At 72.3% G+C, this 14,379-nt stretch carries 14 protein-coding genes and 1 pseudogene; 5 read left to right on the top strand and 10 right to left on the bottom strand.

From position 1 onward, the window contains the following. From ACLJQE_RS10370 to ACLJQE_RS10355, 4 genes are all read right to left on the bottom strand, one after another. On the bottom strand, positions 1–2,136 hold the full coding sequence (locus ACLJQE_RS10370) for a hypothetical protein (protein ID WP_410638923.1): 2,136 nt from the start codon (positions 2,134–2,136) through the stop codon (positions 1–3). Between the two features lie 106 nt (positions 2,137–2,242). Then, on the bottom strand, positions 2,243–2,494 hold the full coding sequence (locus ACLJQE_RS10365) for a hypothetical protein (protein ID WP_410638922.1): 252 nt from the start codon (positions 2,492–2,494) through the stop codon (positions 2,243–2,245). Between the two features lie 100 nt (positions 2,495–2,594). Then, the gene (locus tag ACLJQE_RS10360; RefSeq protein ID WP_410638921.1) at positions 2,595–3,965 is read right to left on the bottom strand and encodes a protein kinase domain-containing protein; all 1,371 of its coding nucleotides are present in this window, start codon (positions 3,963–3,965) and stop codon (positions 2,595–2,597) included. 98 nt (positions 3,966–4,063) lie between these two features. Beyond that, positions 4,064–4,525: an HNH endonuclease gene (locus ACLJQE_RS10355; RefSeq protein WP_410638920.1), complete on the bottom strand. Its 462-nt coding sequence runs from the start codon at positions 4,523–4,525 to the stop codon at positions 4,064–4,066. A gap of 179 nt (positions 4,526–4,704) precedes the next feature. Here ACLJQE_RS10355 and htpG point away from each other — a divergent pair, with 179 nt between their 5' ends. Beyond that, complete coding sequence (gene htpG, locus ACLJQE_RS10350; protein ID WP_410638919.1) at positions 4,705–6,600, top strand: molecular chaperone HtpG; 1,896 nt, start codon at positions 4,705–4,707, stop codon at positions 6,598–6,600. A 123-nt stretch (positions 6,601–6,723) separates the two neighbouring features. Here htpG and ACLJQE_RS10345 read toward each other — a convergent pair whose 3' ends face one another. From ACLJQE_RS10345 to ACLJQE_RS10320, 6 genes and pseudogenes are all read right to left on the bottom strand, one after another. Next, positions 6,724–8,148 carry a glycoside hydrolase family 76 protein gene (locus ACLJQE_RS10345; protein ID WP_410638918.1) on the bottom strand — a complete coding sequence of 475 codons (1,425 nt, stop codon included), beginning with the start codon at positions 8,146–8,148 and terminating at the stop codon, positions 6,724–6,726. 92 nt (positions 8,149–8,240) lie between these two features. Further along, complete coding sequence (locus tag ACLJQE_RS10340; RefSeq protein ID WP_410638917.1) at positions 8,241–8,861, bottom strand: cupredoxin family copper-binding protein; 621 nt, start codon at positions 8,859–8,861, stop codon at positions 8,241–8,243. Beyond that, the gene (locus tag ACLJQE_RS10335; protein WP_410638916.1) at positions 8,858–9,310 is read right to left on the bottom strand and encodes a hypothetical protein; all 453 of its coding nucleotides are present in this window, start codon (positions 9,308–9,310) and stop codon (positions 8,858–8,860) included. Before ACLJQE_RS10335 ends, ACLJQE_RS10340 begins: the two co-directional genes overlap by 4 nt. A gap of 59 nt (positions 9,311–9,369) precedes the next feature. Beyond that, a pseudogene (locus ACLJQE_RS10330) lies at positions 9,370–10,340 on the bottom strand (plastocyanin/azurin family copper-binding protein). A 26-nt stretch (positions 10,341–10,366) separates the two neighbouring features. Continuing rightward, positions 10,367–11,275, bottom strand: a complete 909-nt coding sequence (locus ACLJQE_RS10325; protein WP_410638915.1) for a copper resistance D family protein — start codon at positions 11,273–11,275, stop codon at positions 10,367–10,369. Between the two features lie 3 nt (positions 11,276–11,278). After that, positions 11,279–11,878 (bottom strand): hypothetical protein, encoded by a 600-nt coding sequence (locus ACLJQE_RS10320; protein ID WP_410638914.1) that lies wholly within the window; start codon positions 11,876–11,878, stop codon positions 11,279–11,281. Positions 11,879–12,269: 391 nt separating this feature from the next. Between ACLJQE_RS10320 and ACLJQE_RS10315 the strand changes: the two genes are divergently transcribed. The 4 genes from ACLJQE_RS10315 (at position 12,270) to ACLJQE_RS10300 (ending at position 14,375) form a co-directional block, all read left to right on the top strand. Then, positions 12,270–12,809, top strand: coding sequence for a copper resistance CopC family protein (locus ACLJQE_RS10315; protein ID WP_410638913.1), 540 nt, complete (start codon positions 12,270–12,272; stop codon positions 12,807–12,809). A gap of 29 nt (positions 12,810–12,838) precedes the next feature. Beyond that, on the top strand, positions 12,839–13,177 hold the full coding sequence (locus ACLJQE_RS10310; protein WP_410638912.1) for a hypothetical protein: 339 nt from the start codon (positions 12,839–12,841) through the stop codon (positions 13,175–13,177). A gap of 4 nt (positions 13,178–13,181) precedes the next feature. Next, positions 13,182–13,832, top strand: a complete 651-nt coding sequence (locus ACLJQE_RS10305; RefSeq protein WP_410638911.1) for a phosphoribosyltransferase — start codon at positions 13,182–13,184, stop codon at positions 13,830–13,832. 120 nt (positions 13,833–13,952) lie between these two features. Beyond that, positions 13,953–14,375, top strand: coding sequence for a DUF6292 family protein (locus ACLJQE_RS10300; protein WP_410638910.1), 423 nt, complete (start codon positions 13,953–13,955; stop codon positions 14,373–14,375). Positions 14,376–14,379: the final 4 nt, after the last annotated feature.

Here is a 14,379-nt window from a genome sequence, read left to right as displayed (position 1 = left end):
TCATGACGCGTAGACGTGGTAGGCGGCGGTGATCGTCTCGGCGATCGTCGCCCCGGCGGCGTCGGCCGCGGTGACCCGCAGGGAGACGTCCGTGCCGCGGAACGCCTCCGTCGTCACGGCGAAGTCCGCGTGGAAGACGCCGTTGCCGCGGGCGGTGACGGTCGCGTCCTGCCAGGTCGTGCCGTCGGTCGAGTACTGCACGGTCGCGGCGGTCACCGGGGAACCGGCGCTCTGCTGCAGGTGCCCCACCGTGAGGTCCAGGCCCTGCGGACCGGACGCGGTGGACCCGTCCGGCCGCAGCCCGCCGACCGCGTACCCCAGCGTCAGCAGTGGTTCGACCGCGCACTCCCGGTCCGGCCCGTCCGCGCCGCGGCCGCCGCAGTACAGCGTCGGCGGCAGGGTCACGCCTTCGACGTGCCGCGACGGCCACGTCCACTCGGTGTGGGTCGCGGTGCTCTGCCGGTACATCGGCCCGGTGCGCCCGGCGTCGATCGTGAGGCCCAGCGTCGACGGGCCCGGCGCGACCTCCTGCGCGAAGCCGACCGCGGTGGCACCCTGCGGGGTGCCTTCGGCCAGGGTCGTGCCGTCCTGGGTGAACCGGTAGGACCCGGTGATGGTGTCCCGCGGCTCGCCGTAGAAGCCGAAGCCGGTGTGACCGGGCTGGTTGTCGCTGAACGGCGTGATCGCGACCCGCACCACGTCGCCGGCCCGCGTCGCGCCCGGCAGCGTGTACGCGCGGCCGTCGGTCAGCGGCAGCAGCGCCACCTCGCCCGCCGGGTGCAGCGGGAAGCGGTTCCAGTCCTCGGTGACCGACGTGCCGCCCTGGTAGGTGTGCATCGCCTCGCGCTGGCCGCCGGCCCAGCCGGGGAACGGTCCCGGCAGCACGTACTTCGAGAACCCGCCGAACCACCCCAGGTCCGGCGACGCCGAGACGTACTCGGTCTGCTTGCGGGGCAGCTGGATCGGGTGCGACGGCCGGCCGCTGACGTCCTCGAACGAGAACATCCCGCTGCGCTGGCGCAGGCCGAGCGAGGAGTACTCGCTGAAGTACGTGGCGTCCACCGCGGCGACGTCCTTCGCCGTGATCACGTACCGCTGCTGCGGAATCACCCCGGTGCTCGCCTTCTGCAGCACGTATTCGTACGGCGTGCCCGGCCCGGGCGGGGACACCAGCCTGCTGTACGGATAGGTCTGCAACGCCCCGGTGCGCACCGGGACACTCGTCGGCGACACCGAGATCGGCACGCCGGGCCCGGCGTCGAAGTCGACGAGCAGCGCCGGCCCGGTCTTGGCGGCCCGGCGGAACAGGAAGCCGGTGTCGTCGAGCAACGCCGGGCGCGGCGTCACCCAGGTCAGCTTGCTGGACGCCCGTTTCGCGTCGACGCGGACTCCTGCGTCCGCCTTCACCGCGAACTCCGGCTGCGCACTGAACCGCAGCTCGGTCGGGTTGCCGTCGGCGTCGGTCGTCCAGAACACGCCGAGCGCGCTGTAGTTGCCGTCCGGCACGCTGAACTTGGCCGTGCCGCCGAAGAAGTAGTTGAAGTTCTCGTCCGCGGCGAGGGCGTTGCCGTCATCGGTGTTGTAGAGGAACGCGATGCCGGTGTCGGCGGGCTTGCCCGCGATGTCGGTGGCGTCGACCGACACCGTCCGCATCACCGACCGCGGGCGGGCCACCTGCCGCTCCGGCGCGCCCGGGAGGGCGTACCGGACGCCGCCGGCGAACAGCCCCCGGTCGCCGAACCGGCCGCGTGCACTGTCCTCTTTGAACTGCTTCGCCAGTGCCGCACCGAACGTCGCGGTGTCCACCGGTGCCTTGGCGCCCGCCAGCAGCGCCTTGACGTCGAACAGGCTCAGGTCGAGGCCGCGCCCGAGGTAGGGCAGCGCGGTGCCGGGCACCTCGTAGTCCCGGCCGCCGAGCCGCAGGTGCACCAGCGCCCGCGCCATGCCCTTGTCCGCGGCCGGCTGCACCTCGAACGTGTCCCGGCCGTCCGGGGCGGTCCGGACGGTCACCCGGTCCCCGGTGACGAGCGTGACGGTCGGCGGTGGCACCGCGGCCACCGCGGCCGGCGGGGCGATCGCGGCCACGCCCGCCGAACCGGCGAGCAGGACCGCGAGCACCGAAAATGTTCTTCGCACTGGCACCTCCGTGTGGTGATCGATCACCACTACCGACGAGCCAGCCGCCGGAGGAGTTGAGCCCGGATCCCGAACTTCCGCGAATTACCCTGATCGGCCCAACGCCCTACTTCTTCCTCGCCTGCTCGACGGCTTCCAGAAACTCCTTGACCTTGGCGAGTTTCGGGTACTCGTACTCGAAGACGTTGCCGGGCAGCTTGTCGGCGAAGAGCGGCACGTTGGTGACGACCTCCGTGGGGGCTTCCGCCTTCTCGAAGACGATCTGACCGCGTTTCCACGTGGTCGCCGGGCGGTGCCGGATCCCGGTGATCTCCGCGACCGGGAACTTGTGGTCCGCCCGGTCGGGGACGATGCCCATGGTCTTCGTATCGATCCGGAGAGTGACGGTTCGCCCGTCGAAACGCAGCGATCTGCGCCTTGCGTCCACGCGTGCGGTACTCACGGTCGCCTCCCGGTGGTCACAGCGTCCGGCAGGTGAGCGCCGGGCGGGCGTCGTCACTTCCGTTCTGCGTCAGTGCGGTCAGGCCGAACGTCGTCGTCGCGTCCGCGCCGAGCTTCGCGTTCCACGCGGCGTTTTCGACCGTCACCGTCGAACCATCGACGGAGAAGGTGCCGTTCCACAAGCCGCTGATGCGGTGACCGGCGGGCAGCTGCCAGCGCACGCTCCAGCCGGACAGGTCCGCGGCCCGGTCGTTGCGCACCGTCACCTGGACCTGGTAGCCGCCGGGCCACGAGTTCGTCACCTCGTAGCGGGCGGCGCAGCCCAGGTCGGCCGGTGTCGTCGGCGCCGGGCTCGAGGTCGTCGGGGCCGACGGAACCGGTGGACCCGACGAGATCGGTGCGGCGACGGTCGTGGTGCCGTCCGGGACGAGCGCCGTGCCGATCACCACGCCGAGGGCGAGCAGCACCACGCCGGCGGCCGCGGCCAGGACGAGCCGTCGCCGCGGACGGCGGACGCGCAGGAGCCTGGTGCCGGCCCGGGGCCGCGGGCGGGGCGGCGGCAGCGGACGGCCGCCGGTGACCGCTTCGAGCAGCTCCTGGACCTCCGCCATCGACGGGCGTGCTTCGGGGTCCCGGTGCAGCATGCGGGTCAGCACCTCGGCGAGCGGCCCGCGGTGCCGCGGCGGGACGATCTCCTCCTTCGCGATGCGCAGCAGCAGCGTGATGGCGTTGTCGTCGTTGCCGAACGGGGGCGTGCCCTCCAGCGCGCGGTACAGCGTCGCCCCGAGGGAAAAGACGTCGGCCGGGAAGCCGGCTTCCCGGCCGCCGGCGACTTCGGGTGCCAGGTAGGCCGGTGTGCCGGCGATGAACCCGCCGCCGGTCACGGTGCCTTCGCCGGTGGCCCGCGAGATGCCGAAGTCGGCGATCTTGGCGACGCCGGACTCCCCGAGCAGGACGTTGCCGGGGGTGACGTCCCGGTGCACGACACCTTCGGCGTGCGCGGCGGCCAGCGCCGACGCCACCTGCACGCCGATGCGCGCCACCTCCTCGGCGGGCAGGGTCTCCCGGTCGAGCAGGATCTCCGCCAGGCTGCGCGACGGCAGGTACTCCATCACCAGGTAGGGCCCGCCGTCCGCCTCGACGACGTCGTGGACCGTGATCGCGTGCGGGTGCCGCAGGCGCGCGGTCAGCCGCGCTTCGCGCAGCGCACGCAGGCTCGCCTGGTCGCTCGCGGCCTGCCCGATGGCCGCGTCGTAGTCCAGCTGCTTGACCGCGACGACCCGGTCGAGGCGCTCGTCGCGGGCGCGCCAGACGACGCCCATCGATCCCTGGCCGATCCGTTCGGCCAGCCGGTAGCGCCCGGCGATCAGCTCTCCTGCGTCGGTCACGGCGACCTCCCCGGCCTTCCCCGGAACACACGGATGCGGGTGGCGATCGGTTCGAGCTTAACGGCCTGCCCGCCGGTGTGCCGACGGACAGGCCGCGCTCACGCGCCGGGCCGGTGCAGCTGGTCCCACGCCGGGACGTACGGCGTGAAGCGCAGCTTCATCCCGGCCTCGCCCGGCAGCTTGTCCGCCTTGCGGGCGTTGCAGCTGCGGGCCGTGCCGCCGCACGCGGCGACCGTGTTGAGCCACTCGGTCCGGGCGCCGCCGCGGCTCAGCGGCGTCACGTGGTCGATCGTGGTGGCGCGCTGCCCGCAGTAGGCGCAGCGGTAGCCGTCACGGACCAGCACGCCGCGCCGGGACCAGCGCGGCGGCTGCGTATATCGCCATTTCATGACGACGTACCGCAGCAACCGCACGATCTTCGGGCGCGGGAACAGCCCGTAGGCGAGGCCCTCCTCGGCCTCGTGGATCTCGGCGACGTGGCGCACGAGCATGCGGATCGCGTGCGGGACCGAAACGGTCTGCAGCGGCTCGTAGCCGGCGTTCAGGACGAGTACCTTCACAGTGCACTCCTTTTCGTTGGTGGAAAACCGCCCGGCGAGCGGCTTTCCGGCTGGTGCGGAGCATCGTCGCCGAGCGGTGTGACCTGCGTCAATCGCGTTTCACCACAGCGGATGCGTGGCGGAACAACCGCCGGATAGGATCGACTCACCTCGGCTTTGACATGCGGAAAGGAACGGAAGTGACTGCCCCGATCGAGACGCTGGAGTTCCAGTCGGAAGCGCGTCAGCTGCTCCAGCTGATGATCCATTCGATCTATTCGAACAAGGACACCTTCCTGCGGGAACTCGTGTCCAACGCCTCCGACGCCCTCGACAAGCTGCGGCTGGAGTCCTACCGCGACAAGGACCTCGAGGCGGACACCGCCGACCTGCACATCGCGATCGAGACCGATCCCGCCGCGCGGACCCTGACGGTGCGCGACAACGGCATCGGCATGACCCGCGAGGAGGTCGTCGCCCTGATCGGGACGATCGCCAAGTCCGGCACCGCGGACTTCCTGACCAAGCTGAAGGAGGCGAAGGACGCGGCGGCGTCGCAGGACCTGATCGGGCAGTTCGGCGTCGGGTTCTACGCGAGCTTCATGGTCGCGGACAAGGTCACCCTGGTGACCCGCCGCGCGGGCACGGCCGAGGGCGTCCGCTGGGAATCGACCGGCGAAGGCACCTACACGATCCAGCCGGTCGAAGACGCGCCCCAGGGCACCGCGGTGACCCTCCACCTCAAGCCCGAGGACACCGAGGACCACCTCTACGACTACACGTCCGCGGCGAAGATCCGCGAGATCGTGAAGCGGTACTCCGACTTCATCACCTGGCCCATCCGGATGACGGGCGACGGCGAGGACGCCGAGGTCGAGACCGTCAACTCGATGAAGGCGCTGTGGGCGCGGTCGTCGAGCGAGGTCACCGAGGACGAGTACCACGAGTTCTACAAGCACGTCAGCCACGACTGGCAGGACCCCCTGGAGACGATCCGGCTGCAGGCCGAGGGGACGTTCGAGTACCAGGCGCTGCTGTTCCTGCCCTCGCACGCGCCGATGGACCTGTTCCTGCGGGAGCGCAAGCGCGGCGTGCAGCTCTACGTCAAGCGCGTCTTCATCATGGACGACTGCGAGTCGCTCGTCCCCGAGTACCTGCGGTTCGTCAAGGGCGTCGTCGACGCGCAGGACCTCTCGCTGAACGTCTCGCGGGAGATCCTGCAGCAGGACCGGCAGATCCAGCTGATCCGCCGCCGCCTGGTGAAGAAGGTCCTCTCGACGGTCAAGACGATGATGACCGCCGACGCCGAGAAGTACGCGACGTTCTGGCGCGAGTTCGGCCGGGCGGTCAAGGAGGGCCTGCTCGACGACTTCGAGAACCGCGAAGCCATCCTCGAGATCTCCTCGTTCGCCTCGACGCACGACGCCGAGAAGCCGACCTCGCTGCGCGAGTACGTCGAGCGGATGAAGGACGGCCAGCAGCACATCTACTACATGACCGGCGAATCACGGTCGGCGATCGAGAACTCGCCGCACATGGAGGCGTTCCGCGCCAAGGGGTTCGAGGTGCTGGTGCTGACCGACCCGATCGACGAGATGTGGGTCGACTCGGTGCCGGGCTTCGACGGCAAACAGTTCCAGTCGATCGCCAAGGGCCAGGTCGACCTGGAGTCGGAAGAGGACAAGAAGGCCACCGAGGTCGCCCGCGAGCAGCAGAACAAGGACTTCGAGACCCTGCTGACGTGGATGGGGACGGCGCTGGGCGAGACCGTCAAGGAGGTCCGCCTCTCGTCGCGGCTGACGACGTCGCCGGCCTGCATCGTCGGCGACACGCACGACCTGACCCCGACGCTGGAGAAGATGTACCGCGCGATGGGGCAGGAGCTGCCGCCGATCAAGCGGATCCTCGAACTCAACCCGGAGCACGCACTGGTGACCGGGCTGCGCGAGGCGCACGCCTCCCGACCGGACGACGAGGGCCTGGCCGAGACGGCGGAGCTGCTCTACGGCATGGCACTGCTGGCGGAGGGCGGCGAACTGGCCGACCCGTCGCGGTTCATCAAGCTCCTGGCCGGCCGCCTGGAGAAGACCCTCTGAGCGGTGATTGAGCCCGGAACTCGCGTGATCGGGCCCGTGACTGGCGTGATTGAAGCCGGAACTCGCCGGTTCCGGCTCCGATCACGCGAGATCCGGCTCTGATCACGCGGGTTCCGGCTTCCGTCACGGGGCCGCGTTCATCAGGTCCAGTGCGCTCTGCTGGCGGGCCGCGTCGGACTGGTCGAGCGGGCCCGCCCACAGCAGTCCGTACGCGTCCGCGCTGGTGCGGTCGTTCGCGTACGCCGAGTTCGCCTGCCGCTGCAGGTAGGCCGTGTACGGGTGGTCCGGCAGGGCCGCGTTCAGCACCGCCAGGTCCCGGACGTACACGCCCTTGAACGTCGGGCCGTCGGCACCGCCGCCGCCGGCCGTCTCGCCCGGGTCGCGGAGGATGCCGCCCGGGTTCAACGCCGCGTTCGTCGTCGACGCGTTCGCCATCGCCCGCGCCTTCGTCAGCAGGCCCGCGTCGCCGGTGGCGCGGTACAGCTCGGTCAGCGCCGCCAAGGGCACGCCCTGGTTGTACGTCCAGACCGGCTGGCCGTTGTTGGTGCAGGTCGACATGTTCAGGCCGTCGTTCACGAGGTTGGCGCCGTTGATCACGCCGCTGCCCGAGAACCACGTCCACCCCGCGCGCGCCCTCGCCAAGTACGCCGTGTCGCCCGGGATGCGGTTGTGCAGGGCCGCGTTCAGCTGGACGTACAGCGAGTTCGGGATGGCGTTCTTCGTCGTCCGCGAAGTGTTCCACCAGACCCCGCCGCCGCAGACGCCGTCCCAGTGGGCGTGCATGTGGTCGGCGTCGGCGCGGGCGGTGTTCAGGTAGCGGCTGTCGCCGGTCAGGTCGTAGGCGTCCACCCACGCCAGGCCCCACCACGCCGTGTCGTCGAGGTAGTCGTTGCGGAAGCTGCCGCCCTGTGCCGACAGGTTCTTCGTGTACGTCGTGTCGATCGCGTAGCGGTAGCTGCCCATGCCGCTGACCCGGATGTTGCCGATGATCGCGGTGAGCGCGTTGGCCGAGTTCCACCACCCGGTCGTGTCGAAGAGGCCGGTGCCGAGGTTGTACCGCTCCATCAGCGCCGTGGCGGCCGCGGTGCGCCGGTCCCAGGCGTTCCACGTCGGGCGGGCCCAGCCGGTGCAGGCGATCGTGCCCGACCCCACGGGCTGCCCGCAGGCGCGCAGCAGGCCGACGCCCTTGTTCGCCCAGTCGTCGGCGTTGTACATCAGCGTCCGCCAGCCGGTCGCGCCCGGCGGCGTGGCGGTGTCGCCGAGTTTGCTGCCCGACGCCCAGGTGCGCCCGGCGTCGAACGAGCGGTCCAGCCAGACGTGGTCGCCGGCCGCGCCCCCGGTGATCGCCGCCCACCCCATGTCGTCGCCGTCGTCGAGGTGCAGGGAGATCCGGCGAGCCCCGGTGGTCACGGCGACGCCTTCGCGATCGCCGGGGGACAGCGCCGGGTCCCGGGCATCGCAGTACTTGGCACAGATCGGGGCGGCGGCCGGAGCCGCGGCCGGGGTGGCCGCCAGGACGGCGGTCAGCAGGGCAACAAGGAAGTGCATCGGTCACCTTCCGCGCTGAAGGGCGATGCTTCCATTGTGGCGAGCCGATATTATTGGTCCAGTCCTTTTCCGGACAGGTTCCGGACAGGAATTCACGCCCGCCGCGAGCTCAGCAGGAGCAGGCACAGCACCGCGATCCCGGTGACGAGCCCGGCGACCAGCAGCATCGGGTCCAGGGTCGACGGCGCGGCCGAGGTCGCCTGCTGCCGAACCGCGGGCCGCGGCTCGCCGGCGGGCGCGGCGGGTGCGGCCGTGGCCGGCGGCGTGGTGGCCGGCGGCGTGGTCACCGGCACCGCGGCAGCCGTCGTGCCGGTGCCGGTGGTCCGCGGCGGCGTGGTCTTGGGCGCCGTGCTCGCCGGTTTCGGGGGCGCCGTCGTGGGCGCGGGCAGCACCGTCACCGAGGCCCGCATGTCGGGGTGCACCGAGCAGTAGTACTGGTAGGTGCCCGGCTGCCGGAACGTGTAGCTCCAGCTCTGCCCGGCCGACAGCTGCGGGCCGCGGAACGCGACCGGCGCGCTCGTCGTGACGACGTCGTGCGGGGCCTCGTCGTGCTGCATCCACGTGACCGTGTCGCCGACGCGCACGGTCAGCGTGGCGGGGGAGTAGGCGTAGCCCTGCACCATCACCTGCTGCGTCGCCGCGGCGGCCGGGCCGGCGAACGGCAGGTTCAGGAACACCAGCAGGCCGGCGACGGCCAGGGCGGCGCGCCTCATCGGACGAACTCGATCGCGATCTCGACGCGCAGCCGCCGCCGGGCCGGCAGCCGGACGAGCCGCCCCGCGTGCGCCGGTTTCCGGCGGGGCGGGAGGACGAACCCGGCCGCCCACACGACGACACTGCGGGAGTCCCGGTGCCGGACGTCGCCGCGCAGGCGCACGGCTCGCCCGGCCACGCTGCCTTCGACGACGAACGGGTCTTCTTCGACCTCGGCGGCGGTGAAACTCAGTTCGCCGCCGCGGAACACCCGGCCGAGGAACGGGATCGGAGTCCGCAGCGAGCCGGGATCGAGGGTGACCGACAACGTGGAGCCGGGTGTCCAGTGCCCGCCGGTCGCGGTCAGGCGGCCGCGGATCACCGGCGGGCGCGGGGAAATCTCGATGACGCAGCGATCGCGGCGCAGGGTGTAGCCGGTCGTGGCGGGCAGCAAAGCGGTGTCGGGCATGGGGCGGTGGCCTCCGGGGAAGGGAGCGGGTGGCCCGGCGGACCGGGCCACCCGCGGGGTCAGCAGCTCGCCTGGTTGAGCAACGGCGTGAGCACGGTCTCGAGCCACACCGTGTGCGTCTTGATGTACTGGTCGAGGTTCAGCAGGTCGGTCACCTGCTGCCCCAGCGACGTCTCCAGGTGCGCGCTCTTGATGTGCGCGATGATCGGCGCGAGCGTGTCGGTGACGACCTGGCTGCCCGATCCGTCGAACGCCGGGGCGAGCACCGTTTCCAGCCACACCGTGTGGGTCTTGATGTACTGGTCGAGGTTGAGGATGTCCTGCACCTGCTGGCCGGGTGAGGTCTCGAGGTGCGCGCTCTTGATGTGGTCGAGGATCGGCTGCAGGACCGCCTTCGGCACGCAGGATCTGCCGCCGGCCGGGGTGGACGGCGCGGGCATCGTGTGGCTCGGGGCCGAGGTGGGGGCGGACGTCGGGGCCGAGGTCGGCGGGGCACCGGTCGGGGCCGCGCCGGTCACGGTGACGGTCGCCTTCATGTCGGGTGGATCGAGCAGTAGTACGAGTACTTGCCCGCCTTGGTGAAGGTGTGGCTGAAGGTCTGGCCGGTCTGCAGGGTCGGCGAGGTGAACTTCTCCGGCCCGTCGGTGATGACGATGTTGTGCGGCGCGGTGTCGTGGTTGGTCCACGTCACCGTGTCCCCGACGGCGATCGTCAGGTCGGCGGGCGAGAACTTGTAACCCATGGCCTCGACCGGCTTGGCGGCGGACGCGGCCGCCGGGGCGGCCCCGCCGGCCTGTTCCTGGGCGAGCCCCTGGTACAGCGGGACGGCCAGGGGACCCTGCTGGGCCAAGGCGGCCAGGTCGACGTTCGTCGACTGGCTCGGCGCGGCCTGCTCGGCCTGGCCGCCGCGCAGCGTGGCGAGGCTGAACAACGCCGCCGCCAGTGCGAGGATCGCCACGGCGACCGGCCAGTTCCGCCGTCGCCGCACCACCTCCGGTTGCTCGGGGGCGGTGGGGGTGGGGTTGTCCATCGAGGACTCCTTTTTTCGCAGGGCGATCAGCGGCCGGGACTGGCCGTGACGAGGAAGCTCGCCGCGAGGAGGACCACGAGCACGAGCGTGGTCTCGGCGGCGACGGAATGGACGAAGGGGCGGACGGTGCCGGCGTCCCCGCGCAGGACGACGGCGAAGTCGAGGCGGCGGCCCACCCAGCGACGGCTGGCCTGCGCGGCCAGCAGCACGACGGCGAGCACGCCCAGCTTGACCAGCAGCGTCTGCCCGTAGGTCGTGCCGAACACCCGGCTGACGCTGCCGACGGTCTGCCACGCGAGCACCACGCCCGCGACGACCACCACGGCGACCGACGTCATCGCCAGCTTCGAATAGCGGGGGATCACCGAGGCGAGCTCTTCGGGGTCACGGCGGGCCAGGACGCCGAACAGCAGCACGGCCAGCCCGCCGATCCAGGCCGAAGCCCCCGCGAGGTGCGCGAAGTCCGCGAGCTGCGTCAACCACGGCCGGGTGCTCTCCACCGCGTGGCCGGTGAGCCCGGTCGTGCGGAGCAGCCCGACGAGGATGGCTCCGGCGCCGACCCGCCAGGGCAACGCCGTGGCCGCGTCCCGGCCGCGTTGCAGCAGCCAGGCCAGCACCACCCCGCCGAGCAGCCAGAGCAGCGCCCTGGCGAACCAGATCCGCCCGAACTGGCTGTCCAGTGCCTGGCCGAGCAGGTCCCAGGCCAGGAAGTCGCCGGGTGGGCGCTGCGCGGCCCACGCCGCCTGCAGGCCCAGGCCGGCGAGCGTGCCGAGCAGGCCGAGGACCCAGCCGGTGACCAGCACCGAGCGGGCACCGCGGTGGCCGGCGCCGGCGGGCCAGAGCGCGGCCAGGAACAGCAGCCCACCGGCGAACAGCGTGAGACCGGCGTAGTCGACGGTCCGCGCGAGCACGTACCACGCCTTGACGGGTTCCACGGCTCACTGTCCACTGGGGACGGTCGGGGCCGGTGCGGGCACCATCGCGGGTTCCAGTCCGCCGTCGGGCGTGAGGCAGTAGCCGAGGACGAGCGCGCCGACCCCGGACGGCCCGGTCACCCCGAGCCCGGCGGTGACGGCGCCGAGCAGCGGCAGCCCGCCGACGGTGTCCAGAACCTGTTGCGGCACACCGGGTTGGCACGCGGGCACGGCGGTGCCGGGTGGCGGCGGGACCGGTGGCGCCGATCCGGGCGGGGACGGCGGAGGCGGCGTGCCGGCGCCGGGGGAACCCGGATCCGGGACCGGCACCACCACGCCGGTGTCGCCGGGCATCGGCGGCATCGGAACCGACGGCAGGTCGCCGACCGGAACGGCGGGCAGCGGCGACGCCGGGCCGCCGGTGGGCAGCCGGCCGGCCGGTGGCGGCTGCGCGCCGGGGGGGTGCGGGGTGGCGGGGTGCCCGCCGTCCGCCACCACGGGCGGAGTCGCCGCCGCGGTGCCGGGGCGCAGGCCGATGCCGGACGCGTAGCCGACGACGACCACGACCGCGCCGGCCAGGCTCGCGGCGATGACGTGGTCACGGCGCAGGGCGGGTCCTCGCACGGTTTTGGCCTCCAGAGAACGGGAATGCGCTTCCCGGAAAGAGCTGCGCCGGAAACTCCGGAGCGGCGGGGAAAGAACGGGATGTGGGAGCAATAAAGCAGCCGCCACGTTTCGCGGGGTGATCTCCACGTGAAGGACAGGTAAAGTCGAGTGTCCCGCTGACGGCGCGCGGCGGTGAGAAGCTGCGCCGAAAGCCGGGTTCGCTGCGCCGTTCGGGTGGCCGGAGGCGCGGACTACCGGAGTAGTGGCCCGTTTTGCCCGGTTGGGAGACGGCGATCCGCCGCGGCGGTGAGAATTGCTTAACACAGCCGTTTCACGGCCTTCCGCCGCGGCGCCGAATGTGCTCGCTACGTTCGGATCGTCGCTCGAATTCCCGAGAAGGCGAGAAAACATGACTTCCCGCTGCTCTTTCGCCGTCCGGATGGCCGCCGTGCTGGCGGCAATCGGTGCGGCGGCAGTGCTCGGCGCGCCCGCGGCGGCCGCCCACAGCGTCCTGGTGTCCAGTTCCCCGTCCGCCGACGCGGCACTCGCCGTGACCCCGGCCGAAGCCGTGCTCGAGTTCAACGAGCCGGTGGAGAACCGGTTCACCGAACTGACGGTGCTCGGACCGGACGGCGCCTCGCACTGGGAGGCCGGCCCGGTGTCCGTTGTGGACACCCGGGTCTCCGCGCCGCTGCGCCCCCTCGGCCCGGCGGGGGCCTACACCATCCGGTACCGCGTCACCTCCGCCGACGGCCACCCGGTCTCCGGCACCATCCCGTTCCGGCTCACCGCGGCGGGCGGGGGAGACGCCGCGGTGCCGGCCGCCGCGGCGGCGGCGCGCCCGGGCGAGGACGGCCCGGTGCCGCTGTGGCCGTGGATCACCGGGGGTGCCGTGCTGCTCGGCACCGGGTTCGCGGTGGCCAGACACCTGAGCCGTGCGGACGCTTGAGGCCGCCGCCGGGCGGGTATCCCGGGCCCATGACGAATCTCGACGACACCACGACCGCGAAGCTCGACGAATTCGTGCTCGCCCGGCTCGCGGAGGACGAAGAGCGCGTCCGGGCGGGGAACCTGCCGCTGATCGACGAGGCCGAACGGCGCGGACGGCTGCGGATCATGTACGCCGACGACGGCGACGGGCTGCTGCTGGCCGGCGGGCCGGTCGAGGCGATGGAGGACCGGCACCCGGTGCCCTTCGCCGAAAAGGCCGAGTTCCTGCGCCGCGAGATCCGCGACGCCCACGACGACGCGTCCGTCAAGCTGATCGCCTCGGTGTACGAAGCCCACCCCGACTGGCGCGACGAATGGCGCCCGTGACCTGATGCCCGCGTGGCCGGCTCGTCCGCGGATCTTCGCCGACCGGGAGGACGGCGGACGGCGGCTCGCGGGCGAACTGCGGCGCCGGGCCTGGGCCGACCCGGTCGTGCTCGGGCTCGCCCGCGGCGGGGTGCCGGTGGCGGCCGTCGTCGCGCGACGGCTCGGCGCCGAACTGGACGTCGCGGTCGCCCGCAAGATCGGCGCTCCCGGCCACCGCGAGTACGGCGTCGGCGCGGTCACCCCGGACGGCCCGGCGATCTACGACGAAACCGGCCTGCGCGCGCTGGGGCTGACCGCCGCGGGGCTGGCCCGGGCCGAGAACCGGGAACGGGCCGAGGCCCGCCGCCGGCTCGAGCGCTACCGCGCCGGCCGGGCGCCCGCCGCGCTCACCGGCCGTGACGTGCTGCTCGTCGACGACGGGCTCGCGACCGGCGTCACCGCGACGGCTGCGCTGCGTGACGTCCGCGCCGCCCACCCGCGGACGCTCGTCTTCGCGGCGCCCGTCGCCGCACCCGGCGCGGCCGCGCGGATGCTGCGTGAAGCCGACGACGTCGTCTGCGTTGCCGAACCGCCGGATTTCCGCGCGGTCGGCCAGTGGTACGCCGATTTCCGCCAGCTCGGCGACGACGACGTCCTCGACCTGCTCATCCGGTGACACCGCGGGTTCCACAGAGGACACGCGGTGACGTCCTGCTCCACCCGGGGTGGGCCGGGTTGACCGCGTGGGTGACGGGGTATCACCCGATGGGGGCACCGACCGAAGAGGCGGGAGCGGATGAGCGAACGGGACGGGCTCGGCGCCGCGGCGCGCGGGCTGCGGCAGTACCTGCTGGCCGTCGCGGCCAAGCTGGACGCACCCGCCTGGTTCTGCGAGGTGGACGTGCCTGCCGGCGCGTATGTGGCGCTGGAGCGGCGGCTCGCGCGGTTCCCGGGTCACGAGACGGCACTGCTGTGGGACGAACGCGACGGCTGGGCCGTGGCGGTCGAGTCGGCGGCCGGCGACGAGGTCATCGTGCTCGCCTATCTGGGTGAAGACGTCCTGCCCCCGCCCGAAGCCGTCGTGGAGTTCGTGGCCGGCCTCTACGGCGAGAAGTACCCCGGCCGTCCGGATCCCCCGGACTTCCGGAGACCGGGTACCGCCGACGGCTTCGACGAGCGCTTGGCCGCCTACGCCGGCGACACCGTCGGTCAACCCTGAGCCA

Source organism: Amycolatopsis sp. lyj-346 (genome assembly GCF_046548975.1).
Lineage (GTDB): Bacteria > Actinomycetota > Actinomycetes > Mycobacteriales > Pseudonocardiaceae > Amycolatopsis.
The sequence above is the reverse complement of the archived record's forward strand: the minus strand, read 5'-3'. Positions and strand labels throughout refer to the sequence as shown.